This is a genomic window from Pseudomonas cerasi, from assembly GCF_027983475.1.
Classification (GTDB): domain Bacteria; phylum Pseudomonadota; class Gammaproteobacteria; order Pseudomonadales; family Pseudomonadaceae; genus Aquipseudomonas; species Aquipseudomonas cerasi.
The window spans coordinates 403,914-428,811 of the sequence record NZ_JAQJVM010000001.1; the positions used below are offsets into that span (position 1 = coordinate 403,914).

25 protein-coding genes are annotated in these 24,898 nt (G+C 59.5%); 21 read left to right on the forward strand and 4 right to left on the reverse strand.

Going from position 1 to position 24,898, the window contains the following annotated elements; all coding sequences use genetic code 11:
- The first annotated feature begins 37 nt into the window (after positions 1 to 37).
- From PI739_RS01875 to PI739_RS01965, 19 genes are all read left to right on the forward strand, one after another.
- The gene (locus PI739_RS01875) at positions 38 to 1,252 is read left to right on the forward strand and encodes an IscS subfamily cysteine desulfurase (RefSeq protein ID WP_003365095.1); all 1,215 of its coding nucleotides are present in this window, start codon (positions 38 to 40) and stop codon (positions 1,250 to 1,252) included.
- Positions 1,253 to 1,334: 82 nt separating this feature from the next.
- Positions 1,335 to 1,721, forward strand: a complete 387-nt coding sequence (iscU, locus tag PI739_RS01880) for a Fe-S cluster assembly scaffold IscU (protein WP_002552476.1) — start codon at positions 1,335 to 1,337, stop codon at positions 1,719 to 1,721.
- Positions 1,722 to 1,792: 71 nt separating this feature from the next.
- On the forward strand, positions 1,793 to 2,116 hold the full coding sequence (gene iscA, locus PI739_RS01885; protein WP_003365093.1) for an iron-sulfur cluster assembly protein IscA: 324 nt from the start codon (positions 1,793 to 1,795) through the stop codon (positions 2,114 to 2,116).
- A gap of 11 nt (positions 2,117 to 2,127) precedes the next feature.
- A complete protein-coding gene (gene hscB, locus PI739_RS01890) occupies positions 2,128 to 2,649 on the forward strand; it encodes a co-chaperone HscB (protein WP_002552478.1) in 522 nt (173 codons plus the stop codon).
- Positions 2,650 to 2,693: 44 nt separating this feature from the next.
- A complete protein-coding gene (hscA, locus tag PI739_RS01895) occupies positions 2,694 to 4,556 on the forward strand; it encodes a Fe-S protein assembly chaperone HscA (protein WP_003433457.1) in 1,863 nt (620 codons plus the stop codon).
- Positions 4,557 to 4,559: 3 nt separating this feature from the next.
- A complete protein-coding gene (fdx, locus tag PI739_RS01900; RefSeq protein WP_003433456.1) occupies positions 4,560 to 4,901 on the forward strand; it encodes an ISC system 2Fe-2S type ferredoxin in 342 nt (113 codons plus the stop codon).
- A gap of 14 nt (positions 4,902 to 4,915) precedes the next feature.
- Positions 4,916 to 5,116 (forward strand): Fe-S cluster assembly protein IscX, encoded by a 201-nt coding sequence (gene iscX, locus PI739_RS01905; RefSeq protein ID WP_002552481.1) that lies wholly within the window; start codon positions 4,916 to 4,918, stop codon positions 5,114 to 5,116.
- Positions 5,117 to 5,212: 96 nt separating this feature from the next.
- On the forward strand, positions 5,213 to 5,638 hold the full coding sequence (gene ndk, locus PI739_RS01910; protein WP_002552482.1) for a nucleoside-diphosphate kinase: 426 nt from the start codon (positions 5,213 to 5,215) through the stop codon (positions 5,636 to 5,638).
- Positions 5,639 to 5,671: 33 nt separating this feature from the next.
- On the forward strand, positions 5,672 to 6,820 hold the full coding sequence (gene rlmN / locus PI739_RS01915) for a dual-specificity RNA methyltransferase RlmN (protein WP_151342075.1): 1,149 nt from the start codon (positions 5,672 to 5,674) through the stop codon (positions 6,818 to 6,820).
- Positions 6,821 to 6,846: 26 nt separating this feature from the next.
- Positions 6,847 to 7,605: a type IV pilus biogenesis/stability protein PilW gene (pilW, locus tag PI739_RS01920; RefSeq protein ID WP_003409116.1), complete on the forward strand. Its 759-nt coding sequence runs from the start codon at positions 6,847 to 6,849 to the stop codon at positions 7,603 to 7,605.
- Complete coding sequence (locus tag PI739_RS01925) at positions 7,605 to 8,615, forward strand: RodZ domain-containing protein (RefSeq protein ID WP_271351451.1); 1,011 nt, start codon at positions 7,605 to 7,607, stop codon at positions 8,613 to 8,615. The genes pilW and PI739_RS01925 overlap by 1 nt, the downstream gene beginning before the upstream one ends.
- Before the next feature lie 3 nt (positions 8,616 to 8,618).
- Positions 8,619 to 9,728 (forward strand): flavodoxin-dependent (E)-4-hydroxy-3-methylbut-2-enyl-diphosphate synthase, encoded by a 1,110-nt coding sequence (ispG, locus tag PI739_RS01930; RefSeq protein ID WP_003365075.1) that lies wholly within the window; start codon positions 8,619 to 8,621, stop codon positions 9,726 to 9,728.
- A 22-nt stretch (positions 9,729 to 9,750) separates the two neighbouring features.
- Positions 9,751 to 11,040, forward strand: coding sequence for a histidine--tRNA ligase (hisS, locus tag PI739_RS01935; RefSeq protein WP_271351452.1), 1,290 nt, complete (start codon positions 9,751 to 9,753; stop codon positions 11,038 to 11,040).
- 39 nt (positions 11,041 to 11,079) lie between these two features.
- Complete coding sequence (locus PI739_RS01940) at positions 11,080 to 11,721, forward strand: YfgM family protein (protein ID WP_002552488.1); 642 nt, start codon at positions 11,080 to 11,082, stop codon at positions 11,719 to 11,721.
- Positions 11,714 to 12,868 (forward strand): outer membrane protein assembly factor BamB, encoded by a 1,155-nt coding sequence (bamB, locus tag PI739_RS01945; protein WP_042930335.1) that lies wholly within the window; start codon positions 11,714 to 11,716, stop codon positions 12,866 to 12,868. The genes PI739_RS01940 and bamB overlap by 8 nt, the downstream gene beginning before the upstream one ends.
- A gap of 138 nt (positions 12,869 to 13,006) precedes the next feature.
- The gene (gene der / locus PI739_RS01950) at positions 13,007 to 14,479 is read left to right on the forward strand and encodes a ribosome biogenesis GTPase Der (RefSeq protein WP_003365072.1); all 1,473 of its coding nucleotides are present in this window, start codon (positions 13,007 to 13,009) and stop codon (positions 14,477 to 14,479) included.
- A gap of 110 nt (positions 14,480 to 14,589) precedes the next feature.
- Positions 14,590 to 15,738, forward strand: a complete 1,149-nt coding sequence (locus tag PI739_RS01955; protein WP_003433449.1) for a pyridoxal phosphate-dependent aminotransferase — start codon at positions 14,590 to 14,592, stop codon at positions 15,736 to 15,738.
- Positions 15,726 to 16,517, forward strand: a complete 792-nt coding sequence (locus PI739_RS01960) for an amidohydrolase (RefSeq protein WP_024662103.1) — start codon at positions 15,726 to 15,728, stop codon at positions 16,515 to 16,517. The genes PI739_RS01955 and PI739_RS01960 overlap by 13 nt, the downstream gene beginning before the upstream one ends.
- Positions 16,518 to 16,576: 59 nt before the next feature.
- Positions 16,577 to 17,023, forward strand: a complete 447-nt coding sequence (locus tag PI739_RS01965) for a FlxA-like family protein (RefSeq protein ID WP_060708762.1) — start codon at positions 16,577 to 16,579, stop codon at positions 17,021 to 17,023.
- 111 nt (positions 17,024 to 17,134) lie between these two features.
- Here the strand turns inward: PI739_RS01965 and PI739_RS01970 are convergent, their stop codons facing one another.
- The 4 genes from PI739_RS01970 to xseA all read right to left on the reverse strand — a co-directional run bounded on the left by PI739_RS01970 (position 17,135) and on the right by xseA (position 22,616).
- Positions 17,135 to 18,004 carry an isocitrate lyase/PEP mutase family protein gene (locus PI739_RS01970; protein WP_003365065.1) on the reverse strand — a complete coding sequence of 290 codons (870 nt, stop codon included), beginning with the start codon at positions 18,002 to 18,004 and terminating at the stop codon, positions 17,135 to 17,137.
- A 356-nt stretch (positions 18,005 to 18,360) separates the two neighbouring features.
- Positions 18,361 to 20,031, reverse strand: a complete 1,671-nt coding sequence (gene leuA, locus PI739_RS01975) for a 2-isopropylmalate synthase (protein WP_003433446.1) — start codon at positions 20,029 to 20,031, stop codon at positions 18,361 to 18,363.
- A gap of 373 nt (positions 20,032 to 20,404) precedes the next feature.
- Positions 20,405 to 21,229, reverse strand: coding sequence for a M23 family metallopeptidase (locus tag PI739_RS01980; RefSeq protein WP_271351453.1), 825 nt, complete (start codon positions 21,227 to 21,229; stop codon positions 20,405 to 20,407).
- 7 nt (positions 21,230 to 21,236) lie between these two features.
- The gene (gene xseA, locus PI739_RS01985) at positions 21,237 to 22,616 is read right to left on the reverse strand and encodes an exodeoxyribonuclease VII large subunit (RefSeq protein ID WP_161428620.1); all 1,380 of its coding nucleotides are present in this window, start codon (positions 22,614 to 22,616) and stop codon (positions 21,237 to 21,239) included.
- A 131-nt stretch (positions 22,617 to 22,747) separates the two neighbouring features.
- Here xseA and PI739_RS01990 point away from each other — a divergent pair, with 131 nt between their 5' ends.
- Both PI739_RS01990 and guaB read left to right on the forward strand, forming a co-directional pair.
- The gene (locus PI739_RS01990) at positions 22,748 to 23,296 is read left to right on the forward strand and encodes a hypothetical protein (RefSeq protein WP_054080733.1); all 549 of its coding nucleotides are present in this window, start codon (positions 22,748 to 22,750) and stop codon (positions 23,294 to 23,296) included.
- A 94-nt stretch (positions 23,297 to 23,390) separates the two neighbouring features.
- Positions 23,391 to 24,860 (forward strand): IMP dehydrogenase, encoded by a 1,470-nt coding sequence (gene guaB / locus PI739_RS01995; RefSeq protein ID WP_003433443.1) that lies wholly within the window; start codon positions 23,391 to 23,393, stop codon positions 24,858 to 24,860.
- Positions 24,861 to 24,898 lie beyond the last annotated feature (38 nt).

Sequence of the window (24,898 nt, forward strand, 5' to 3'; positions counted from 1 at the left end):
TGAATGAGCGGTGCGCCTGCCTGATAGGAGAGCTTCAATGAAATTGCCAATTTACCTCGACTACTCCGCGACGACCCCGGTCGATCCGCGTGTCGCGCAGAAAATGATCGATTGCCTGACCGTCGAAGGAAACTTCGGCAACCCGGCCTCGCGCTCCCACGTCTTTGGCTGGAAAGCCGAAGAAGCGGTCGAGAACGCTCGTCGTCAGGTCGCTGATCTGGTCAACGCCGATCCGCGCGAAATCGTCTGGACTTCGGGTGCCACTGAATCCAACAACCTGGCTATTAAAGGTGTTGCGCATTTCTACGCCAGCAAAGGCAAGCACCTGATCACGTCGAAGGTTGAGCACAAGGCTGTCCTCGACACCACTCGCCAGCTGGAACGCGAAGGTTTCGAAGTGACCTACATCGAGCCAGGCGAAGACGGTCTGATCACGCCTGCCATGATTGAAGCGGCACTGCGCGACGACACCATCCTGGTTTCGATCATGCATGTGAACAACGAGATCGGCACCATCAACGATATCGCCGCGATCGGTGAGCTGACCCGTTCACGTGGTGTGCTGTTCCACGTCGATGGCGCGCAGTCGACCGGCAAGGTTGAAATCGATCTGGCCAGCCTCAAGGTTGACCTGATGTCGTTCTCTGCACACAAAACCTACGGCCCCAAAGGCATCGGCGCACTCTACGTCAGCCGCAAGCCACGTGTTCGCCTTGAAGCGACCATGCACGGCGGCGGTCACGAGCGTGGCATGCGTTCCGGCACCCTGGCGACTCACCAGATCGTCGGCATGGGCGAAGCATTCCGTATCGCCAAGGAAGAAATGGCTGCTGAAAACGTGCGCATCAAGGCACTCAGCGATCGTTTTTTCAAGCAGGTCGAAAACCTGGAAGAGCTGTACGTCAACGGCAGTCTGACCGCACGCGTACCGCACAACCTGAACCTGAGCTTCAACTATGTCGAAGGCGAGTCGCTGATCATGGCGCTCAAGGATCTGGCGGTATCGTCCGGTTCGGCCTGTACCTCGGCCTCGCTTGAGCCTTCGTACGTGCTGCGTGCCCTGGGTCGCAACGACGAACTGGCGCACAGCTCGATTCGTTTCACCTTCGGCCGTTTCAGCACCGAAGAAGAAATCGATTACGCCGCGCAGAAAGTTTGCGAGGCTGTCACCCGGCTGCGCACGCTTTCGCCGCTGTGGGACATGTTCAAAGACGGCGTCGACATCTCCAAGATCGAGTGGGCGGCGCACTAATTTAAAGTCGCCTCCAAGACAGGTCATGGGCAATTGCGACGTGACCTGCAGAGCGGCTCCCTGATGTGAGAGGAATAGAATCATGGCTTACAGCGAAAAGGTCATCGACCACTACGAAAATCCACGTAACGTCGGCAAGATGAACGCGGAAGATCCTGATGTTGGCACCGGCATGGTCGGCGCTCCTGCGTGCGGCGACGTGATGCGCCTGCAGATCAAGGTCAACGAGCAGGGCGTTATCGAAGACGCCAAGTTCAAGACCTACGGCTGTGGTTCGGCCATTGCGTCCAGCTCCCTGGCGACCGAGTGGATGAAAGGCAAGACTCTGGATGAAGCAGAGACCATCAAGAACACTCAGTTGGCTGAAGAGCTGGCACTGCCGCCAGTGAAGATTCACTGCTCGGTACTTGCTGAAGACGCCATCAAGGCGGCCGTTCGCGATTACAAGCAAAAGAAAGGTCTGCTGTAAGCAGGCTTTTCAAGAGAAGCTTGCGACAGAGTCAACTGCAACAGGCTAATGCAACAGGCTAAGGAGTTCCGATGGCTATCAGCATGACAGAAGCTGCCGCTAACCACGTACGACGTTCCCTCGAGGGGCGCGGCAAGGGTGACGGCGTTCGTCTGGGTGTTCGCACCACAGGCTGTTCAGGTCTTGCCTATGTGCTCGAGTTCGTCGATGAGGCGGCCAGCGAAGACACCGTGTTTGAAATGCACGGCGTCAAGGTGATCATTGACCCGAAGAGTCTGGTCTATCTGGATGGCACCGAGCTCGATTTCGTGCGTGAAGGGTTGAACGAAGGCTTCAAGTTCAACAATCCCAATTCGCGCGGTGAGTGCGGCTGTGGCGAAAGCTTCAACGTCTGAGGCTTTTTATTGTGGGTACTCCCTGTCACTTCGCCCTGTTCGACCTCAAGCCCGAGTTTCAGCTTGATCTTGACCAGCTGGCCACGCGCTACCGTGAGCTTGCGCGTAACGTGCATCCGGATCGCTTTGCGGATGCCCCCGAGCGTGAGCAGCGTGTGGCGCTGGAGCGCTCGGCCAGTCTCAACGAGGCCTATCAGACCCTGAAAAGCCCGCCGAAAAGGGCGCGCTACCTGCTGGCAATGAACGGCAACGAAGTGCCGCTCGAAGTCACGGTGCATGATCCCGAGTTTCTTCTGCAGCAGATGCAATTGCGCGAAGACCTCGAGGACTTGCAGGAAGAGGCTGATCTCGCCGGCGTTGCGACCTTCAAGCGTCAGCTCAAGGTCGCTCAGGACGAACTGAACCAGAGCTTCGCGGCCTGTTGGAATGATGCTGCACAGCGCGAGCACGCTGAAAAGCTGATGCGGCGTATGCAGTTTCTCGACAAGCTCTCTCACGAAGTGCGCCAGTTAGAAGAGCGCCTCGACGATTAACCCCGCGCGGCTTCGGCCGCGCGCCAGTGATTATTCTGAACAGCATGGCTTTACTGCAGATCGCCGAACCCGGCCTGAGTCCTCAACCGCACCAGCGTCGTCTGGCTGTGGGTATCGACCTGGGCACCACCAACTCTCTGGTTGCTGCAGTACGCAGCGGCCTATCCGAACCGCTGGCCGATGCAGAGGGGCAGGTCATTCTGCCGTCTGCCGTGCGCTATCACGCTGATCGTGTCGAAGTAGGGCAGTCAGCGAAGATCGCCGCCTCCCAGGACCCGTTCAATACCGTTCTGTCGGTCAAGCGTCTCATGGGGCGTGGCCTGACTGACGTCAAGCAACTGGGCGAGCAGCTGCCGTACCGGTTTGTTGGCGGTGAGTCGCACATGCCGTTCATCGACACCGTGCAGGGGCCGAAAAGCCCGGTCGAAGTGTCTGCCGACATCCTCAAGGTCCTGCGCCAGCGCGCGGAAGCCTCGTTGGGTGGCGAGCTGGTAGGCGCGGTGATCACCGTTCCTGCCTACTTCGATGACGCTCAGCGTCAGGCGACCAAGGACGCTGCCAGACTGGCGGGTCTCAACGTACTGCGCCTGCTCAATGAGCCCACGGCGGCGGCTGTCGCCTATGGCCTGGATCAGAAAGCCGAAGGCGTGGTTGCCATCTATGACTTGGGTGGCGGGACCTTCGATATCTCGATCCTGCGCCTGACCGGCGGTGTGTTTGAAGTACTGGCCACTGGCGGCGATACCGCTCTGGGTGGCGATGACTTCGATCATGCGATAGCCAACTGGATTGTCACTGATGCCGGTCTGTCTGCCGATATCGACCCTTCCGCGCAACGCAGCCTGCTGCAGGCTGCCTGCTCGGCCAAGGAAGCGCTGACTGACGCCGAGTCTGTCGAGGTCGCCTACGGTGACTGGCGTGGCACGCTGACCCGCGAGGCGCTCAATGCGCTGATCGAGCCTATGGTCGCGCGCAGTCTCAAGGCCTGTCGTCGTGCGGTGCGTGATACCGGTATCGAGCTTGAAGAAGTCGAAGCGGTGGTCATGGTCGGCGGTTCAACCCGAGTTCCACGCGTACGCGAAGCGGTGGCCGAGCTTTTCGGTCGTCAGCCGTTGACCGAGATCGACCCGGATCAGGTGGTGGCCATCGGGGCTGCGATCCAGGCCGATACTCTGGCCGGCAACAAGCGTGACGGTGGCGAGCTGCTGCTCCTCGATGTGATTCCGCTCTCGCTGGGGCTGGAAACCATGGGCGGTCTGATGGAGAAGGTCATTCCGCGCAACACCACCATCCCTGTGGCGCGTGGTCAGGAATTCACCACGTACAAGGATGGCCAGACGGCCATGAAGATTCATGTACTGCAGGGTGAGCGTGAATTGATCAGCGACTGTCGTTCGCTGGCGCGCTTCGAGCTGCGTGGCATCCCGCCGATGGTCGCGGGTGCGGCAAAGATTCGTGTCACCTTCCAGGTCGATGCTGACGGTCTGCTCAGCGTTTCGGCGCGTGAAATGGGCTCGGGTATCGAGTCGAGCATTCAGGTCAAGCCTTCCTACGGGCTGACCGATGACGAAGTCACCCGCATGCTCAAGGACTCCTTCGAGTATGCCGGCGACGACAAGGTCGCTCGTGTGCTGCGTGAGCATCAGGTTGATGCCGAGCGTCTGCTCGAAGCTGTTCAGGGTGCCCTGGATGCCGATGGCGAGCGTCTTCTCGACGAGGAAGAGCGCCTGGTCATCAATCTGCAGATGGACGAACTCCGTGAACTGATGCAAGGCACCGATGGTTATGCCATCGAGCAGCAGACCAAGCGTCTGTCGCAGGTAACCGATGCATTTGCTGCCCGACGCCTCGATTCGACGGTAAAAGCCGCACTGGCCGGGCGCAACTTGAATGAGATTGAGGAATAACTGATGCCGCAGGTGATTTTTCTGCCCCACGCCGAGCATTGCCCGGACGGGCTGGTTGTAGAAGTGGAGCCCGGCACGTCTATTCTCGACATTGCCCACGAGCACCACATCGAGATTGAAAGCGCCTGTGGTGGCGTGTGTGCGTGCACCACCTGCCATTGCATCATTCGCGAAGGTTTCGGTTCGCTGAATGAAGCCGATGAGCTGGAAGAAGACATGCTCGACAAGGCGTGGGGGCTGGAAGCGCAATCGCGTCTGTCCTGTCAGGCCATTGTCGGCAACGAAGACCTCACGGTCGAAATACCCAAGTATTCGCTCAACCACGCCGCTGAAGCGCCACACTGATTCAAGGATTGCTCATGAGTCTCAAATGGGTTGATGTGCAGGAAATCGCCATCCAGCTGGCTGAAAGCCACCCGGATGTCGATCCGCTGACTGTGAGTTTTCCCAGGCTGCGTAATCTGGTCATGGCCTTGCCTGAGTTCGATGACCACCCGGACCGTAGTGGGGAAAAGGTTCTCGAGGCGATCCAGGGGTTATGGATCGAAGAGGCCGATTGACGTTCAGTAACGTACGCAGTTAGGCAATACACCAGAACCCGCGTATAATTCGCGGGTTTAATTTTTCGCTTCAATCACTGCTTCTGGAGTTTCACCATGGCTGTTCAACGTACTTTCTCCATCATCAAGCCTGACGCCGTTGCCAAGAACGTAATCGGCGAGATCACCACTCGTTTCGAAAAAGCCGGTCTGCGCGTTGTCGCTTCCAAGCTGAAGCAACTGTCCAAGGCCGAAGCTGAAGGTTTCTACGCTGAGCACAGCGCTCGCGGTTTCTTCGGCGACCTGGTTGCTTTCATGATCTCCGGTCCGGTTGTCGTTCAGGTTCTGGAAGGCGAAAACGCTATCGCTCTGAACCGCGAGCTGATGGGCGCTACCAACCCTAAAGAAGCTGCTGCCGGCACCATCCGTGCTGATTTCGCTGATTCCATCGACGCCAACGCTGTTCACGGCTCCGATTCCGAAGCAGCCGCCGCTCGCGAAATCTCGTACTTCTTCGCAGCTACCGAAGTAACCGCTCGCTAAGTCATTTTTGACTGACGAGTGAAGGGTGAATTCATGATTGCATCGACTGGTAAAACCAACCTGCTGGGGCTGACTCAACAGGAAATGGAGAAATTCTTCGACTCTATCGGGGAGAAGCGCTTCCGTGCCGGTCAGGTCATGAAGTGGATTCACCACTTCGGCGTCGACGATTTCGACGCGATGACGAACGTCAGCAAGGCCCTGCGCGAAAAGCTCAAGGCCTGTGCCGAAGTTCGCGGTCCCGAAGTGGTCAGCGAGGACATCTCCAGCGACGGCACCCGTAAATGGGTGGTGCGCGTAGAGTCCGGCAGCTGTGTCGAGACCGTCTACATTCCGCAGGGCAAGCGTGGCACCTTGTGTGTTTCGTCCCAGGCGGGCTGTGCCCTGGATTGCAGCTTCTGTTCCACGGGCAAGCAAGGCTTCAACAGCAACCTCACCGCCGCCGAAGTCATCGGTCAGGTGTGGATTGCCAACAAATCCTTCGGCAGCGTCCCGGCGACCGTCGACCGTGCCATCACCAACGTGGTGATGATGGGCATGGGTGAGCCGCTGCTGAACTTCGATAATGTCATTGCCGCCATGCATCTGATGATGGATGACCTGGGGTATGGCATTTCCAAGCGCCGGGTGACCTTGTCCACCTCCGGTGTGGTGCCGATGATCGATGAGCTTTCCAAGCACATCGACGTGTCCCTGGCCTTGTCGCTGCACGCACCGAACGATGCGCTGCGCAACCAGTTGGTGCCGCTCAACAAGAAATACCCGTTGAAAATGCTTCTTGAGTCCTGCCGTCGCTATATGTCCAATCTGGGCGAAAAGCGTGTGCTCACCATCGAGTACACCATGCTCAAGGACATCAACGACAAGGTAGAGCACGCGGTCGAGATGATCGAACTGCTCAAGGACACACCTTGCAAGATCAACCTGATTCCGTTCAACCCGTTTCCGCACTCCGGTTACGAGCGTCCCAGCAACAACGCAATCCGTCGTTTTCAGGACCTGTTGCATCAGGCCGGTTATAACGTCACTGTGCGCACCACACGCGGTGAAGATATCGATGCTGCATGCGGCCAGTTGGTCGGGCAGGTGATGGACCGCACACGCCGTAGCGAACGCTACATTGCAGTGCGTGAGTTGAGCGCCGAGGTCGATGCGGCCCCTGTCGCGGTGACTCGAACCTGACTGCGAACCTGACCGAGAGAGACTCCATGCCTGTGCGTGCCTCGCTGCTGCTCTGTGTTGTCGTCCTGCTGACAGCGTGCGTGTCCACCGGTAACGTCAACCCGCTGACGACGGCCCAGGGGCGCGAGGAAGCGCGCAAGGCTTACGTGCAGCTTGGCCTGGGTTATTTCCAGCAGGGGCAGACCGAGCGCGCCAAGGTTCCGCTGAAAAAGGCGCTTGAACTCGACAGCTCGGATGCGCAGGCCAACGCCGCGCTGGCCCTGGTGTTCCAGACAGAGATGGAGCCGGAGCTGGCAGAGCAGTACTTTCGCAAGGCGTTGGCCGCCAGCAATAACGAAACACGTATCGTCAACAATTACGGCAGTTTTCTGTTCGAGCAAAAACGTTACAAGGAAGCCTACGAGCGTTTTGAACAGGCGGCTGCCGACAACCTGTATCCTGAGCGGTCACGGGTTTTTGAAAGCCTGGGCATGACCTCGCTGAAACTGGGCAACCGCGAGCAGGCTCGCGAGCATTTTACCAAGGCATTGCGCCTGGACCGTCAGTTGCCATTATCCTTGCTGGAAATGGCTCAGCTGTCCTACGAAGACAAGCAATATGTGCCGGCGCGTGACTATTACGACCGTTTTAGCCAACTCAGCGAGCAAAATGCACGTAGTCTATTGCTCGGTACACGGCTGGCGAAGATATATGATGATCGTAACAAGGCAGCCAGCTTTGGCCTGCTGTTGAAAAGACTCTATCCCGGTACGCCGGAATATCAGCAATACCTGTCGGAGCAATGATGAAAGCGGCGCATCCCGAAGTTGTAGCAACCAATCGCGTGAATCCTGGAGAAACCCTGCGCCAGGCCCGCGAGAGCAGGAGCTGGTCGCTGCCAGATGTGGCCTTGAGACTCAATCTCACCGTGACCTCCCTGACCAATCTGGAGAACGGCCAGTTTGAAAAGCTGCCTGGGCATACGTTTGCCCGGGGCTACGTGCGTGCCTACGCCAAACTGCTTGACCTTGATCAGGCGGCGCTGGTCGAACAGTTCGACCAGTTCACCGGCACTGACGGTAAGGGCAGTTCGGTCCACGCGCTGGGCCGTATCGAAGAGCCGGTCAGGCTGTCGCACAACATTCTGCGTATCGTCAGCCTGCTGTTGCTGGTGATCCTGGTCGGCGGTGGTTTCTTCTGGTGGCAGGATCAGGCGACCTTGCGCGGCAGGGATCAGTCCGGGCTGAACATGGAGCACGTCGAAGTCGAAAGTGCCGACGGCACCACGCAGATTCACCCGCTCGACGAGCCGGAAGAGCCTGCTGTGGCTGAAACGCCTGCCTCCGGACAAACTTCCTTGCCGTTGAATACCGGTGCGCCTGCCAGTGAGGCGCCAGCTGCTGCGCCAGCGGCCCCGGCTTCCAGCGTTACAGGTCATGCAACCGCACAACCACAAACACAGACGCCTGCTGCTGCCACGCCACCGGCGAGCACGCCGCAAGCCCCCGTTGCTGCGCCGACCGTGCCGTCGATGCCGACTGCACCTGCCGAGCAGCCAGTGCCTGCCGTGACGGGTGCCGGTCAGGTGACCGTACAGTTCGTTGCCGATTGCTGGACCCAGGTCACTGACGGAAACGGCAAGGTGCTGGTCAGCGGCCTCAAGCGCAAGGGCGACAGTCTGGATGTCAGCGGCAAGCCGCCGTTGACCCTGCGTCTGGGCTATGCGCGTGGTGCGCAGGTCAGCTACAACGGTCAGCCTGTGGATGTAGCACCTTTTACCAGCGGCGAAACTGCTCGCCTGAAGCTAGGGCAATAAGTCATGCACGGCGAATCTCCAATCAAGCGTCGCGAATCCCGGAAAATATGGGTCGGTTCCGTACCAGTCGGCGGTGATGCGCCGATCGCGGTGCAAAGCATGACCAACAGTGATACCAACGATGTGGCCGCTACCGTGGCACAGATCAATCGTCTGGAAGCGGCGGGTGTCGACATCGTGCGTGTTTCGGTGCCCGACATGGACGCTGCCGAAGCATTCGGCCGCATCAAGCAACTGGTCAAGGTGCCGCTGGTCGCCGACATCCACTTCGATTACCGCATCGCCCTGCGTGTGGCGGAGCTGGGCGTCGACTGTCTGCGTATCAACCCGGGCAATATCGGTCGTGAAGACCGTGTGCGGGCCGTGGTCGATGCTGCGCGTGATCGAGGCATCCCGATCCGTATCGGCGTCAACGCCGGTTCGCTGGAAAAAGACCTGCAGAAGAAGTACGGCGAGCCTACGCCAGAGGCCTTGGTAGAATCTGCGCTGCGCCATGTCGAGCACCTGGAACGCCTGAACTTTCCGGACTTCAAGGTCAGCGTCAAGGCTTCCGATGTGTTTATGGCCGTCGCTGCCTATCGCCTGCTGGCCAAGGAGATTGTTCAGCCGCTGCACCTGGGCATCACCGAAGCCGGTGGCTTGCGTTCAGGTACGGTGAAATCGGCTGTCGGTCTCGGTATGCTGCTCGCCGAAGGAATTGGCGATACTATCCGCATCTCGCTGGCGGCTGACCCGGTCGAGGAAGTGAAGGTCGGGTACGACATTCTCAAATCGTTGCGTCTTCGTTCGCGTGGTATCAACTTCATCGCCTGCCCGAGCTGCTCGCGGCAGAACTTCGATGTGGTCAAGACCATGAACGAGCTGGAAGGTCGCCTCGAGGATTTGCTGGTTCCGCTCGATGTCGCGGTCATCGGTTGTGTGGTCAATGGTCCGGGCGAAGCCAAAGAGGCGCATATCGGCCTGACCGGTGGTACGCCGAACCTGATCTACATCGACGGCAAACCCGCGCAGAAACTGACCAATGACAATCTCGTGAATGAGCTGGAACGCTTGATTCGCGAGAAAGCGGCTGAAAAAGCCGAAGCCGACGCCTCGGTCATCGTGCGCGGCTAACCCGGATTGCTAAGGATTTTCTGTGAGTAAGTCTCTACAAGCCATTCGTGGCATGAACGACATCCTGCCCGAGCAGACGCCGCTGTGGCGTCACTTCGAAGGCACTGTTTCCCGTCTGCTGGATAACTACGGTTACCGCCAGATTCGTATGCCTATCGTCGAATTCACCGAGCTGTTCAAGCGCTCCATCGGTGAAGTGACCGATATCGTCGAGAAAGAGATGTACACCTTCGCCGATCGTAACGGTGACTCTCTGACCCTGCGCCCTGAAGGCACTGCCGCATGCGTGCGTGCGGTCCTCGAACACGGTATCACTGGCGGCGGCCAGGTTCAAAAACTGTGGTACATCGGTCCGATGTTCCGTCACGAGCGTCCACAGAAAGGCCGTTATCGTCAGTTTCATCAGATCGGCGTCGAGGTTTTCAACCTGGACGGTCCGGATATCGATGCCGAACTGATTGTCATGACCTGGCGCCTGTGGGGCCTGCTGGGCATCCGCAACGCCGTGAAGCTCGAGCTGAACAGCCTGGGCACCAGCGAGGCGCGTGCGCGTTATCGCGACGCGCTGGTCGAATACCTCTCGGCACGTCTCGACCAACTGGACGAAGACAGCCAGCGCCGCCTGAAAACCAACCCGCTGCGCGTGCTGGACACCAAGCACCCTGAAACCCAGGCTGTGCTGATCGATGCGCCGAAACTGGCGGACTACCTGGATGACGAGTCCCGCATTCACTTCGAAGGCCTGAAGGCCCGTCTGGACGCCGCCGGTATCCCTTATGTGATCAATCCCAAGCTGGTGCGTGGCCTGGACTACTACAGCAAGACCGTTTTCGAGTGGGTCACCGATCAACTCGGTGCCCAGGGTACGGTCTGTGCGGGCGGTCGTTACGACGGTCTGGTCGAGCAGATGGGTGGCAAGCCTACTGCAGGCGTCGGTTTCGCGATGGGTATCGAGCGTCTGGTTCTGCTGCTCGAAACCCTTGAACAGGTGCCGGAAGAGATTGCCCGTCAGGTCGATGTCTACCTGTGCGCATTCGGCGAAGCGGCCGAGCTGGCGGCACTGGCATTGACCGAAAAGGTCCGTGATCAGCTGCCGACCCTGCGGTTGCAGGTCAACGCCGGTGCCGGCAGCTTCAAAAGCCAGTTCAAGAAGGCCGACAAGAGCGGTGCGCTGTTCGCACTGATCCTCGGCGAAGAAGAACTGGCGGCGAAGGTCATTGGCGTCAAGCCCCTGCGTGGCCAGGGTGAACAACAAAATATTGCCTGGGATGCTCTGTCAGAGCACCTGGCCTCCTGCGTCGTGCAGGGTTGAAGCTGATTTAACAGCCGTTTAGCGAATAGGAGTATTGGGGTGTCGGGTACCGAAGATGAAGAGCTGGCGGTAATGAAGGACTGGTGGCAGCGCAACGGCAAACCTCTGTTGACCGGCGGTCTGCTTGCGTTGGTCGTGGTTCTGGGTTGGCAGTTCTGGCACAGGTATCAGGCCAGCCAGTCGCAAGGCGCCTCGATGCTTTATCAGCAATTGCTGGAAACCGCGCTGACGCCCAGTGGTCAGGCAGACACCGCACGTGTAGCCGAGATCTCCGGCAAACTGAAAAGCGAATTCGGTGGCACTACCTACGCACAGTTCGGTAGCCTGTTCGTCGCCAAGGTGGCGGTCGATGCTGGCAAGCTGGACGATGCTGCAGCCGAGCTGAAAACCGTGGCCGACAAACCTGCCAATGACACGCTGGGCGAGATTGCCCGTCAACGTCTGGCACGCGTGCTGGCTGCGCAGAACAAGACCGATGACGCGCTGAAGCTGCTCGACGGCGATGCCGACAAGGCTTTCCTCGCCAGTCGTGAAGAACTCAAGGGTGACCTGCTGGTACAGCTGGGTCGTACCGACGAGGCGTATGCTGCATACCAAAAGGCCAAATCTGCTCTGTCCGAAGACGCAGCAGTGGGTGGCCTGCAAATGAAGCTCGACGATCTGGCGAAAGGGGATGCGTGACGTGATTCGTTGGAAACATGCAGCATTGCTGGCTCTGGCCATTCTGGCCGCGGGTTGCAGCAGCAACAGCAAAAAGGAATTGCCTCCGGCCGAGCTGACCGACTTCAAAGAAGAAGTGGTTCTGCACAAGCAGTGGAGCCGTTCCATTGGCGACGGTCAGGGCAAGACTTACAACATGCTCGTGCCGGCCATTGATGGCGACCGTATCTATGCGGCTGACGTCACGGGCGAAGTCGTGTCGCTGGACCGTCTGACTGGCGACGTGATCTGGAAGAAGGATCTCGACCTGCCCGTTTCCGGTGCAGTCGGCGTGGGCTACGGACTGGTGATGATCGGCACCCTCAAGGGTGAAGTGATTGCCATGGACGCCACGTCCGGTGAAGAAAAGTGGCGCGCTCGCGTCACCAGCGAAGTGCTGGCTCCGCCTGCCACCAACGGTTCCGTGGTCGTTGTCCAGACTCAGGATGACCGCATCGTCGGTTTCGACGCCTCTACCGGTTCGCAGCTCTGGATCTACGAAAGTACCCCGGCGGTGCTGACCCTGCGCGGTACCGGTGCTCCGCTGGCGACGAACCGTCTTGCCGTGGCAGGTCTGTCGACCGGCAAGGTCGTCGCTCTGGATATCACCAACGGCGTGCCGATCTGGGAGCAGCGTGTTGCCATCCCGCAAGGTCGCTCGGAACTGGATCGTGTGGTCGATATCGACGGCGGCCTGTTGCTGTCCGGCGGTACGCTGTACGTTGCTACCTATCAGGGCCGCGTCGCCGGTCTCGATCTGGAAAGCGGTCGTGTCCTCTGGCAGCGTGATGCTTCGAGCTACTCGGGTGTCGCCCAGGGCTTTGGCAGCGTCTATGCCACTCTGGCCTCCGGTACTGTCGAAGGTATCGACGAGCGTTCGTCCTCTGCACTGTGGAGCAACGAATCACTGGCTCGCCGCCAGCTCGGCGCGCCGGAAGTGTATTCCAGCTACGTAGCGGTCGGTGACATGGAAGGCTACCTGCACCTGTTGAGCCAGGTGGACGGTCGTTTTGTCGGTCGCGAACGTATCGACAGCGACGGCCTGCGTGCGCGTCCGCTGGTGGTTGGGGACATGATTTACGTGTATGGCAACAGCGGCAAACTGGAAGCCCTGACCATCAAGCAATAAGTGTCCATGCCCGGGGCCAATGGCCCCGGGTGCCCTTGCTTCGGCAAGGCTGCGCTGCCTTTGTGGCATCGCCCCGAACTCCGGCCGCTGCCCTGCAGCGGCTTTTGTATTTTCTGAAATAACGAAGTGGAGAGCCGCATGGTTCCCGTAATCGCCCTGGTGGGTCGACCGAACGTCGGCAAGTCCACCATGTTCAACCGCCTGACCAGGACTCGCGACGCCATTGTCGGCGATCTGTCCGGTCTTACCCGTGATCGCCAATACGGAGAGGCGAAGTGGCAAGGGCGCTCCTATATTCTGATCGACACCGGCGGTATCTCCGGTGACGAGCATGGCATGGACGAAAAGATGGCCGAGCAGTCGCTGCTGGCCATTGAAGAAGCCGATGTGGTGCTGTTTCTGGTGGACGCCCGTGCGGGCTACACCGCTGCTGATCAGATGATTGGTGAGCACCTGCGCAAGCGCAACAAGCGTTCCTACGTGGTTGCCAACAAGATCGACAACATCGACGAGAACCTGGCACGCGCCGAGTTCAGCCCGATGGGCCTGGGCGATGCCATTCCGGTGGCCGGTGCCCACGGTCGTGGTATCTCGCAGATGCTCGAAATCGCTCTGCGCGAATTCCCCAGAGACGAAGACGAGCCTGAAGAGGGCGTTGAGGTCGAGGAAGTCGCCGAAGGTCAGGAAGCCAAGCGCATTCCCGGCCCTAGCGAGAAAGACGGCATCAAGATCGCCATCATCGGTCGTCCCAACGTCGGCAAGTCGACGCTGGTCAACCGTATGCTGGGTGAAGACCGGGTTATCGTCTATGACGAGCCAGGCACCACGCGCGACAGTATCTACATTCCCTTCGAGCGTAACGAAGAGAAGTACACGCTGATCGACACCGCGGGTGTGCGCAAGCGCGGCAAGATCCACGAGGAAGTTGAAAAGTTCTCGGTGGTCAAGACGCTGCAGGCCATCAAGGACGCCAACGTGGTGATCTTTGTGATGGACGCCCGCGAAGGTGTGGTCGACCACGACCTGAACCTGCTGGGCTTCGCCCTTGAAGCGGGTCGTGCGCTGGTCATCGCGCTGAACAAGTGGGACGGCATGACGCCGGGCGAACGCGATTTCGTGAAGATCGAGCTGGAGCGCCGGTTGTTCTTCGTCGACTTCGCCGACATCCACTTCATCTCCGCACTGCACGGCACGGGCGTGGGCAACCTGTATCAGTCGGTACAGAACTCGTTCAAGTCTGCGGTAACCCGCTGGCCAACCAGCCGCCTGACGCAGATTCTCGAAGATGCGGTCAGCGAGCATGCGCCACCGATGGTCGGCAGCCGCCGCATCAAGCTGCGCTACGCTCACTTGGGTGGTGCCAACCCGCCGCTGATCGTGATCCACGGTAATCAGGTCGAGAAAGTACCCAAGTCCTACGTCCGTTACCTGGAAAACACTTACCGGCGTGTGCTCAAACTGGTCGGTACGCCGATCCGTATCGAGTTCAAGGGCGGCGAGAACCCGTATGAAGGCAACAAGAACACGCTCACCGACCGTCAGGTCAACAAGAAGCGTCGGATGATGTCGCACCACAAGAAGGCCGACAAGAAGCGCCGCGACAAGCGCTGAGTCAGCATCTGGAAAAAGGCGCTTCGGCGCCTTTTTTTGTGTCCGTTTAATGGGCTATCCTGCCTGACCCCGTGCCGCCCGGTGCCGGGAGATTGCAGGGAAAGGGTTCCATGATCGACAGCAAGTTGCCCAACGTGGGCACCACTATCTTCACCGTCATGTCACAGCTGGCCGCCGAAACCGGGGCTATCAACCTGTCCCAGGGGTTTCCTGATTTTGACGGGCCGCAGGCGCTGCGTGACGCGGTCTGCCGACACGTCACTCAAGGCCATAACCAATACTCACCGATGACCGGGCTGCCTGCGCTTCGTCAGCAAGTTGCGGCAAAGATCGCCCGCAGCTATGGGCGTACGGTCAATGCGGACACTGAAATCACTATTACACCGGGTGCCACCCAGGCGATTTTCTGCGCGATCCATAGCGTTATTCGTGCTGGCGATGAAGTGATCATTTTCGACCCTTGTTACGACAGCTATGAGCCTGCCGTCGAACTGGCCGGTGGGCGCTGCGTTCATGTGCAACTGGGGCTGGATGACTTCTCCATCGACTGGCAAAAGCTCAGCGATGCGCTGAGCCCGCGTACCCGCATGATTGTCATCAACAGCCCGCACAACCCCAGCGGCGCTCTGATCAGTCGTGCAGAGCTTGATCGACTGGCCGCGCTGATCGCCGATCGCGACATTTACCTGCTCAGCGATGAAGTCTATGAACACCTGGTGTTTGACGGCGCACGCCACGTCAGTGTGCTCGACCACGAAGCGCTGTATCAGCGCGCCTTCGTCGTCAGTTCGTTCGGCAAGACCTATCACGTCACAGGCTGGAAAACCGGTTACGTGGTCGCGCCGCCTGCGCTGACGTCCGAACTGCGCAAGGTGCATCAGTATGTGAGCTTCTGTGGTGTCACGCCGTTGCAATACGCATTGGCCGACTTCATGGCCGAACACCCTGAGCATGTCGATGAACTGCCAGGCTTCTATCAGGCCAAGCGCGACTTTTTCTGCAGTCATCTGGCCGAGTCGCGTTTCAGCTTCCGGCCGGTGGGCGGGACTTATTTCCAGTTGGTCGATTACTCGCAGATCAGGCCCGACCTCAATGACGTCGACATGGCCTTGTGGATGACCCGTGAGCATGGCGTGGCGAGCATTCCGATTTCGGTGTTCTACCAGAGCCCGCCAGAAGGGCAGCGCCTGATCCGCCTATGCTTCGCCAAACAGGAAGAGACGCTGCGTCTGGCGGCGGAGAAACTATGCGCGATATAAGCGGGCTGCCCAACCTCAACCTCGCACTGATCCAGACCACGCTGGCGTGGCATGATCGCGAGGCCAATCTCGAGCATTTCGAGCCATTGCTGGATCAGGCTCGCGGCGCGGACCTGGTGATCCTGCCAGAGATGTTCACCACCGGGTTCTCGATGGAGTCCGAGGCCCTGTCAGAGCCGGAAGCCGGGCCTACATCGCTATGGCTATTGGCGCAGGCCAGGCGTATCAACGCCGTGGTAACCGGCAGCGTCATGATGCGCGCTGCCGATGGCAGTCATCGCAATCGCCTGTTGTGGGCGCGGCCAGACGGTGAACTGCTGCATTACGACAAGCGTCATCTGTTTCGCATGGCCGGTGAACACGAGCACTACACGCCGGGTGATCGCCAGGTGATGTTTGAGCTCAACGGCTGGCGTGTACGCCCGCTGATCTGCTATGACCTGCGCTTTCCGGTCTGGAGCCGTGACGCCCAGGACACCGATCTGTTGCTGTACACCGCCAACTGGCCGGGCGCACGGCGTCTGCACTGGAACCGGTTGCTGCCCGCCAGAGCCATTGAAAACCTGTGCTACGTGGCGGCGGTCAATCGCGTCGGGTCGGACGGCAAGGGCTTTGCGTACACCGGTGACAGTCAGGTCCTGGATTTTCAGGGCGAGAGCCTGTTGAGCGCGGGCGAAGCGGATGGAGTGTTCAGGGCGACGCTCAGCGCGGCAGACCTGCAAGCCTACCGTACGCGGTTTCCGGCCGGGCTGGACGCGGACTCTTTCAATATTCAATAAAAGTACTTCAGAATGTTTCCAGTCGGCCGATAGCTGTTCCAGACTTCCAGGAGACCGTCATGACTACTATCAATACCTCCACGCTGAACAGTTACTCAAGCTCGTTGACGCTAACGGTCAAGCCTACTGATGCTGAAACGGCCAAGACCGCGACTGCTGTCGCCACCACGACTACCGAAACGGAGAAAAGCTCTGATCAGGCGTCGACTGAAGGTGGCAAGGCCGGTGCAGCGGGTGGCGGCGGCAGCGTGGGTGGCTCCAGCGAATCGTCTCTCAATCAGACGATCGAGCAGATAAAGCAGCAGATCAAGGACGCTCAGAAGCAACTCGCCGAGCAGAAGGCGCAGCTGGCTGCTGCTCAAAGCGGTAAAGGGTCAGCGGAAGAGAAGGCGCAGAAGTCCATGGCGATTCAGGGCCAGATCGCGACCATCAGCGCCAACCTGCAGACGTTGCAGGCCTCGTTGCTGCAGCTGGAAACCGGTGGCGGTGTAAACACCACCGCGTGATATCGCCTGCTTTGCGTCCGAAGTGATGCTCATCATGCCCGCGCACAGTGTTGCGTGGGCATTCAGCTGCTTGCGCCCCTGATCAGGCGGCGCAGCGTCCAGCGTTGCCTGTCACTCGTTGACGTTCATGAATTTGCGGGCCCACTCTACGTAGTCTTCAGGCTGCGTGTAGGTGTGGGTCAGTTCAGTCGCACTCATGTTCGACTCGTTGCCCAGTATCTGACGCTGCTCGCGCAGGCAGTCATAGGTGGCCTTGATCGCCGCGAAGTACGCTGCGTGGCCATGCACGCAAATCCTCACACCCATCTCGGCAAGGCGCGCGTTGTCGTGCAGTTCCGGGTTGCCGTACGTCACCAGCATCAGCGGTACGGTCACGCCTTCGGATATCTGCGCCAGGTGATCGAAGTCCCGAATGCCGACGATGGTAATGCCGTCAGCCCCGGCAGCCTGATACTGCTGAACCCGGCTGATGGCTTCCTGAACCGGAATGATCGCTGCGTTGGTACGAGCGAAAATCGACATCTCTGGATCGACGCGAGCCTCCAACGCTGCGCGGATCTTGCCAACACCTTCGGCAGTGGAAATCAGATCAGTGGATTTGCGTCCGAACTGTGCCGGCAGCAGGGTATCTTCGATCGTCAGTGCAGAAATACCGGCACGTTCCAGTTCGACAACGGTGCGCATGACGTTAAGGGCATTGCCATAACCATGGTCTGCGTCCGCGATGACCGGGAGCTGTGCGACACGGCCGATGCGCGTGGCCTGTTCAACGAATTCGCTCAGGGTGATCAGGGCGAAGTCAGGGGCTGCCAGGACTTGCAGCGACGCCACGGAGCCGCCGAGGATGCCTACTTCAAAGCCCAGATCCGCTGCGATTCGCGCTGACATGGGGTCGAACACCGAGGCTGTGTGAAAGCAAGCGTTCGACGAGGTGAGCGCACGGAAGCTACGGCGCAAATCTTGATGGGAAGCCTTGGGCATAATCGCTCCAAATGTGATTGGATCAGCTCAGCGTACCGAGGCCGATGGTAATTTCAATGCACGGTGGGTCTGCCCGAGCATTCTTTTCGTCCGGAAATCAATGCAATAGTCGTCTTGGTTTTATAGGAAAGGTGCAGCTGGCAGGTAAGTCCGAGCAGGCATCGTCAGCATATGAATTGCTGTTGGATTGGGCGCGCTCTGGAGTAAGGGCAGCATGCTACCACAGCATAAATGAAAAAGATTATGCCGAAACAGGCAGGGTCATGCGCGGAATGCAAGAGGCTGGTGCAGTGTGAGGCGGGGAGGGAAGAGGGCGATGCGGATGACGGACCTGCGTCCGCCATCCGGCTATCGAATCAGGCCGCTTTGGCCTGGGTCTGGCTGAGTGAACGATTCAGGGCACTGAACAGGGCGCGGAAGCTCGCCGTGGTGATGTTTTCATCGATGCCCACGCCATGGACGGCGCGTTCGCCATTCACGCGCAGCTCGATGTAGGCGGCCGCCTTGGCGGTGGTACCCGAGCCGATCGCATGCTCGTTGTAATCCATGATTTCCACGGCCACCGGCAGACCGGCAACCAGTGCTTCCAGCGCGCCCTTGCCCTTGCCGCGCCAGTGCTGGGTTTCGCCGTCGACGTGCACCTCGGCATCCACCGAGCTGTTGCCGTTCTCCTCCTGCAACTTATGGCTGATCAGCGCATAAGGAACGTTGGCTTGCAGGTACTCACGACGCAACAGCGAGTGAATCTGCTCGGCCGTCATCTCCAGACCCAGACGATCGGTTTCACCCTGAACCACCTGGCTGAACTCGATCTGCATGCGGCGTGGCAGGGAGATGCCATATTCCTGTTCCAGCAGGTAAGTGATGCCACCTTTGCCCGACTGGCTGTTGACGCGAATCACCGCCTCGTAGCTGCGACCGATGTCGGCCGGGTCAATCGGCAGGTAAGGCACTTCCCACAACTCGCCTTCCTTCTGCTGGGTGAAACCCTTGCGAATCGCATCCTGGTGCGAACCGGAGAACGCGGTGTGAACCAGGTCGCCAACGTACGGGTGACGTGGGTGCACAGGAATCTGGTTGCATTCTTCGACGACCTTGCGCACACCGTCGATATCCGAGAAATCCAGCTCCGGGTTGATGCCTTGGGTGTAAAGGTTCAGGGCCACGGTGACCAGATCGACGTTGCCGGTCCGCTCGCCGTTACCGAACAGGCAGCCCTCGACGCGATCTGCGCCGGCCATCAGGCCCAGCTCGGTAGCGGCAACGCCCGTACCACGGTCGTTGTGGGTATGCAGGCTGATCAGCACGCTGTCGCGGCGGGTAATGTTGCGGCCGAACCATTCGATCTGGTCAGCGTAAATGTTGGGTGTCGCCACTTCCACGGTGGCCGGGAGGTTGAGGATCACCTTGTTCTCGGGCGTCGGGTTCCACACCTCGATCACCGCATCGCAGACTTCCTTGGCGAATTCCAGCTCGGTCGCACTGAAGGTTTCCGGCGAGTACTCGAAGGTCCACTGGGTTTCAGGCTGTTGTGCTGCATATTTGACGAACAGCTTGGCCGCGTTGACCGCGATCTCTTTCACCCCGGCCTTGTCCTGATTGAAGACGATGCGGCGGAATGACGGGCTGGTCGCGTTATACAGGTGAACAATGGCCTTTTTCGCGCCGCGCAGCGATTCGAAGGTGCGGGCGATCAAGTCTTCGCGAGCCTGGGTCAGTACCTGGATGGTGGTGTCATCCGGGATATGGCCGTCTTCGATCAGGGTACGCACGAAGTCGAAGTCAGTCTGCGAAGCCGATGGAAAGGATGCCTCGATTTCCTTGACGCCAACGCTGACCAGGGTTTTCCAGAAGCGCAGTTTCTTGGCCGCGTCCATGGGTTCGATCAGCGACTGGTTGCCGTCGCGCAGGTCGGAGCTGCACCAGATCGGCGCTGCATCGATGGTCTTCGAAGGCCAGGTGCGGTCAGGCAGATCAATGGTCGGGAACGCACGGTACTTCTTCGAAGGGTCTTTGAGCATGGTCATCAGGAAATCCTTTTGTATTCACGGGGCCGGGGTTGGGCGGCCTGCCGTTCTGGATAGATAGCACAGGAAATTGCGAACACAGGGACGAGGCACAGCATGCTAGCCAGGCAGTCGGGCGCTGACCAGGCTGAGGCACCGGTGTTGGCGCAACAGAATAAGGGTTTGAGAGGTTTTCATGAGGCCAACCGTAACCATTGGCATGGATGATGGCAAGCACTTGAAAAAGATTGGAATAAATTCTCGAAAATACGCCTTTGACGATTTTTTATAGCGGTATTTAAAGCGTTATATCCAGGTTATTGTTGGTCGAAAGCGATGTGCGCAAGTGAGGGCTTGCGTGAGCGAGCGCCGTAACGCTCGCTCACCAACAGGCTTACGGCTGAAAAGCGCCGATGAAGATCGCCGGGTCCACGCGCGCATCGTTGAGGCTGACGTTCCAGTGCATGTGCGGCCCGGTTGCGCGACCGGTGGCGCCGACCTTGCCGACCACTCCGCCACGCGCGACGAGGTCGCCGACCTTCACGTCGATCTTCGACATATGGCAAAACATGCTGATGAAGCCTTGCCCGTGATCGACGAATACGGTGTTGCCATTGAAGAAGTAATTGCCGGTCAGGATGACCTTGCCCGCTGCCGGGGACTTTATCGGTGTGCCGGCCGGAACCGCGAAGTCGAGTCCCGAATGCGGATTGCGCTCTTCGCCGTTGAAGAAGCGACGCACGCCGAATTTGCTCGACAGCGGGCCGTTGACCGGCTTGTCCAGAATCAGGTTGCTTGGCGTGCCTGGGCTGAAACTGCGGTAAGCGCGCAGTTGCTCGGCCAATTCGCCCTCGATGCGTTTGTTGTCTTCAGGGTTGGGATTGACCTGACGTTTGTTCTTGAGCGTGATGTGCTGCTCCGGGTATTTCTTGCTGCCAACGGTGAAGTTGAGCGTGCGCCCGCCGGACGTGACTTGCTGAGTGCCGGGTTTGACGGTCAACGGAATGCCCACGATGGCCAGCCAGCGCGTGCCCTGTTCCTTGACCACCAGCACCGGTTTGCCTTGATAGGTGGCGGTCGGAGCCTGAGCGCCAGTGCCCAGATCGACAACCGCCACGCCGCCTGGCACCGGTTTGTCGAGTGCGCGGGTAATAAAACTGTCAGCGTGAGCGGGAAGACAGAGCAGCAGGGCGAACAGCGGGGCAATAAAACGTAGCATCAGGCAGTCAGTCCAGAAGGGAGAGGGTCACGGGTGTGAGGTGATTGTCTTCGACGCGCACTTGCAGTTCGCCTTCGCCGAGCCTGGCGGTAAGCCGTTGGCCCGTTTGCGTCTGTGCCGCGCTGCGGATCGCGTGGCCGCGCTCGTCGAGCAGGATGCTGTAACCGCGTCCCAGTGTGGCGAGCGGGCTGACCACGTTGAGGGTCTGCACCTGACTTTGCAGTTGCAGCTTGCGCGCCTTGATCTGTTCACGCATGGCTCGCGGCAGACGCTCGGCCAGGGCATCCAGACGCTGGCGCAAAAAGGCCAGGGTCCGGCCCGGGTGCTGGGCAGCAAGGCGGCTCTGCAGGTGCGCCAGACGCAGCTGGCGTTGATGCATGTTCTGTTCAAAGGCGCGGCGCAGGCGCATGTCCAGATCATCCAGCCGTTGCGACTGCTGACGCAAGCGCTCGCCAGGGTGGCGCAGACGCCGGGAAATACCCTCCAGACGCAGCCGCTCGCGCATCAGGCGGTCCTGCATGCGGCTGACCAGTCGCCGGTGCAGGTTGTCGACGCGTCGATGCAGGTCGATGGAATCCGGGGCGAGCAGTTCGGCGGCAGCTGAAGGCGTCGGTGCGCGCACGTCGGCGACAAAGTCGCTGATGGACACATCGGTTTCATGCCCGACAGCGCTGACAATCGGCGTCACGCACGCGTCGATGGCGCGGGCGACAGCTTCTTCGTTGAAGCACCACAGGTCCTCCAGCGAGCCGCCGCCACGGGCCAGGATCAACGCATCGAAGCCCCTGCTGTCGGCCAGCTTCAGCGCGCGGACAATCTGGTTGATCGCCTCGCGACCCTGAACGGCTGTGGGAATCAAGGTCAGCTCGACCCGCGGCGCGCGACGGCGGAACACGCTGATGATGTCGCGGATCACCGCACCGGTCGGAGAACTGATAATCCCGATACGTTGCGGGTGCAGCGGCAGTGCGACCTTGCGCTCGGCGCTGAACAGGCCTTCGTCGCTGAGCTTGGCTTTCAACGCATCGAATGCCAGGCGCAACGCACCATCACCTGCAGGTTCCACCGTGTCGAGAATCAACTGATAGTCGCCGCGGCCTTCAAACAGCGAGACCTTGCCGCGCACCTTGACCTGCAAGCCGTCCTTGAGCGCCTGACGCACACGTGCCGCGCTCTGCCGGAACAAGGCACAGCGCACCTGCGCGCCAGAGTCCTTCAGCGTGAAGTACACATGGCCCGACGCCGGGCGCGAGAGGTTGGAGATCTCCCCCTCGACCCAGATACTGCTGAACACGTCTTCCAGCAGCACACGGGCACGGCCGTTGAGCTGGCTGACAGTAAGGACTTCCCGGTCGAGGCCGAGTCTTGCGAAAGGGTCTTTGATCATGTCCGGCATCATAATGGCAATGCCGGTCTGGCGCACAGGTCTGTCTCGTCGGTAAAGGCAGGATTGCTTCTTGACCTGAATGGCCAGCCTATTAAGCTGCGGCCTCGAACAGCTTTAAGCGACGCTCCGTTATGAACACCCAAAGCATCATCGTCCCGCAAATTTCCACCTTTCCCGGGCACGAGGCCAGGGCGCGGCTGATCCTGCGCTGGCTGGTCAAGCTCGATGTGGTCGAGCCGGAGTTGACCACGTGTGGACGCACCTATAACAAGATGGCTTACGCAGTGGCACCCGGAGCGAAGCGGGTGGTGAAGAACCCCGATGCGTTGCCGTTCGGGCAGGTCGTCAATGGCCTGGAAGTCGTCACCAAGCGCTGCATCTATACCCCGCTGAACGACTTTGCCGAAGAGGCCGGTTGCCCGGAGTGTCGCCGCGAAGTGGGGGAGGCGCTGTTCGACAGCCTGGAAGACTGGATGCCCGGTCATACCGATAATTTCACCTGCCCCGAATGCCGCCACGAAGATGACATCAACGGCTTTCTTTTTCTCGACGCCTGCGGGTTTTCCAACCTCGGTTTCATCTTCAATAACTGGCTGGATGCGTCGTTCACGCAGACCTTTCTGGATGACTTCGCCGAACGTCTGGATCGCCCGGTCTCCTGCGTTAATGTGCGTCTATAAACAGCTTTGATAATAGGCTGAGGTTTACATTGAGCCGGGCGGGGTCTGTGGGTATAATGGCGCGCTTCCAATTTCCCGCCCGGGAGCCCCCGCGATGCTGCGTATCAGTCAAGAAGCCCTTACATTCGACGACATTCTCCTTGTGCCCGGTTATTCCGAGGTACTTCCCAACGAAGTCAGTCTGAAAACCCGTTTGACCCGTGGCATCGAGCTGAATATACCTTTGGTCTCTGCTGCAATGGATACAGTCACCGAGGCCCGTCTGGCAATTGCCATGGCCCAGGAAGGCGGTATCGGTATCATCCACAAGAACATGACCATCGAGCAGCAAGCTGCCGAAGTGCGCAAGGTCAAGAAGTTCGAGGCCGGCGTCGTTAAAGACCCGATCACGATCGAAGCCGACGCCACTGTTCGCGATCTGTTCGAACTCACCCGCATGCACAACATTTCCGGCGTACCGGTTCTGCACAATGGCGACCTGGTCGGCATCGTGACGTCCCGCGACGTACGCTTCGAAAACCGTCTTGATGTCCCTGTTCGCGAAGTGATGACGCCCAAAGAGCGCCTGGTCACTGTGCGCGAAGGCGCCGACAAGAACGAAGTGCGCGAACTGCTGCACAAGCACCGTCTGGAAAAAGTCCTGATCGTCGACGGCAACTTCGCGCTCAAGGGCATGATGACCGTCAAGGACATCGAAAAAGCCAAGGCTTACCCGCTGGCCAGCAAGGACGATCAGGCTCGCCTGCGCGTCGGCGCTGCAGTCGGTACCGGCAAGGACACCGGCGAGCGCGTCACCGCACTGGTCGCGGCTGGCGTTGACGTCGTGGTCGTCGATACCGCTCACGGCCATTCCAAAGGTGTGATCGACCGCGTTCGCTGGGTCAAGGAAAACTTCCCTCAGGTGCAGGTCATCGGCGGCAACATCGCCACCGGCGAAGCGGCCAGGGCACTGGTTGCCGCAGGCGCCGATGCAGTCAAGGTCGGTATCGGCCCGGGCTCCATCTGCACCACGCGTATCGTTGCCGGTGTCGGCGTGCCGCAGATCAGCGCCATCGCCAACGTCTCCGCTGCCCTTGAAGGCACTGGCGTGCCGATGATCGCCGACGGCGGTATCCGCTTCTCCGGTGACCTGTCCAAGGCTATCGTGGCTGGCGCCTCCTGCGTGATGATGGGCTCGATGTTCGCCGGTACTGAAGAAGCGCCAGGCGAGATCGAACTGTTCCAGGGTCGTTCCTACAAGGCCTATCGCGGCATGGGTTCGCTGGGTGCGATGTCCCAGGCGCAAGGCTCGTCCGATCGCTACTTCCAGGATTCGTCCGCAGGTGCCGAGAAACTGGTGCCGGAAGGTATCGAAGGCCGTGTGGCCTATAAAGGTCCGTTGTCGGCCATCATCCATCAGTTGATGGGCGGCCTGCGTTCCTCCATGGGGTACACCGGCAGTGCCGACATCGAGCAGATGCGCACCAAGCCCGAGTTCGTTCGCATTACTGGCGCCGGTATGGCTGAGTCCCACGTCCATGACGTGCAGATCACCAAGGAAGCGCCGAACTATCGCGTCGGTTGATCCGGACTGCATCGGGGTGTTTGCCTCGATGCAGGCCA

Coding starts and splice junctions, on each gene's coding strand:
- PI739_RS01960 (WP_024662103.1), top strand. CDS start 15,726: ATGCGCGATATAAGCGGGCTGCCCAACCTCAACCTCGCACTGATCCAG.
- PI739_RS01925 (WP_271351451.1), top strand. CDS start 7,605: ATGAAAGCGGCGCATCCCGAAGTTGTAGCAACCAATCGCGTGAATCCT.
- leuA (WP_003433446.1), bottom strand. CDS start 20,031: ATGACCATGCTCAAAGACCCTTCGAAGAAGTACCGTGCGTTCCCGACC.
- iscA (WP_003365093.1), top strand. CDS start 1,793: ATGGCTATCAGCATGACAGAAGCTGCCGCTAACCACGTACGACGTTCC.
- PI739_RS01970 (WP_003365065.1), bottom strand. CDS start 18,004: ATGCCCAAGGCTTCCCATCAAGATTTGCGCCGTAGCTTCCGTGCGCTC.
- fdx (WP_003433456.1), top strand. CDS start 4,560: ATGCCGCAGGTGATTTTTCTGCCCCACGCCGAGCATTGCCCGGACGGG.
- hscA (WP_003433457.1), top strand. CDS start 2,694: ATGGCTTTACTGCAGATCGCCGAACCCGGCCTGAGTCCTCAACCGCAC.
- guaB (WP_003433443.1), top strand. CDS start 23,391: ATGCTGCGTATCAGTCAAGAAGCCCTTACATTCGACGACATTCTCCTT.
- PI739_RS01990 (WP_054080733.1), top strand. CDS start 22,748: ATGAACACCCAAAGCATCATCGTCCCGCAAATTTCCACCTTTCCCGGG.
- pilW (WP_003409116.1), top strand. CDS start 6,847: ATGCCTGTGCGTGCCTCGCTGCTGCTCTGTGTTGTCGTCCTGCTGACA.
- iscX (WP_002552481.1), top strand. CDS start 4,916: ATGAGTCTCAAATGGGTTGATGTGCAGGAAATCGCCATCCAGCTGGCT.
- rlmN (WP_151342075.1), top strand. CDS start 5,672: ATGATTGCATCGACTGGTAAAACCAACCTGCTGGGGCTGACTCAACAG.
- bamB (WP_042930335.1), top strand. CDS start 11,714: ATGCGTGACGTGATTCGTTGGAAACATGCAGCATTGCTGGCTCTGGCC.
- iscU (WP_002552476.1), top strand. CDS start 1,335: ATGGCTTACAGCGAAAAGGTCATCGACCACTACGAAAATCCACGTAAC.
- der (WP_003365072.1), top strand. CDS start 13,007: ATGGTTCCCGTAATCGCCCTGGTGGGTCGACCGAACGTCGGCAAGTCC.
- ispG (WP_003365075.1), top strand. CDS start 8,619: ATGCACGGCGAATCTCCAATCAAGCGTCGCGAATCCCGGAAAATATGG.
- PI739_RS01965 (WP_060708762.1), top strand. CDS start 16,577: ATGACTACTATCAATACCTCCACGCTGAACAGTTACTCAAGCTCGTTG.
- PI739_RS01955 (WP_003433449.1), top strand. CDS start 14,590: ATGATCGACAGCAAGTTGCCCAACGTGGGCACCACTATCTTCACCGTC.
- ndk (WP_002552482.1), top strand. CDS start 5,213: ATGGCTGTTCAACGTACTTTCTCCATCATCAAGCCTGACGCCGTTGCC.
- xseA (WP_161428620.1), bottom strand. CDS start 22,616: ATGATCAAAGACCCTTTCGCAAGACTCGGCCTCGACCGGGAAGTCCTT.
- PI739_RS01980 (WP_271351453.1), bottom strand. CDS start 21,229: ATGCTACGTTTTATTGCCCCGCTGTTCGCCCTGCTGCTCTGTCTTCCC.
- PI739_RS01875 (WP_003365095.1), top strand. CDS start 38: ATGAAATTGCCAATTTACCTCGACTACTCCGCGACGACCCCGGTCGAT.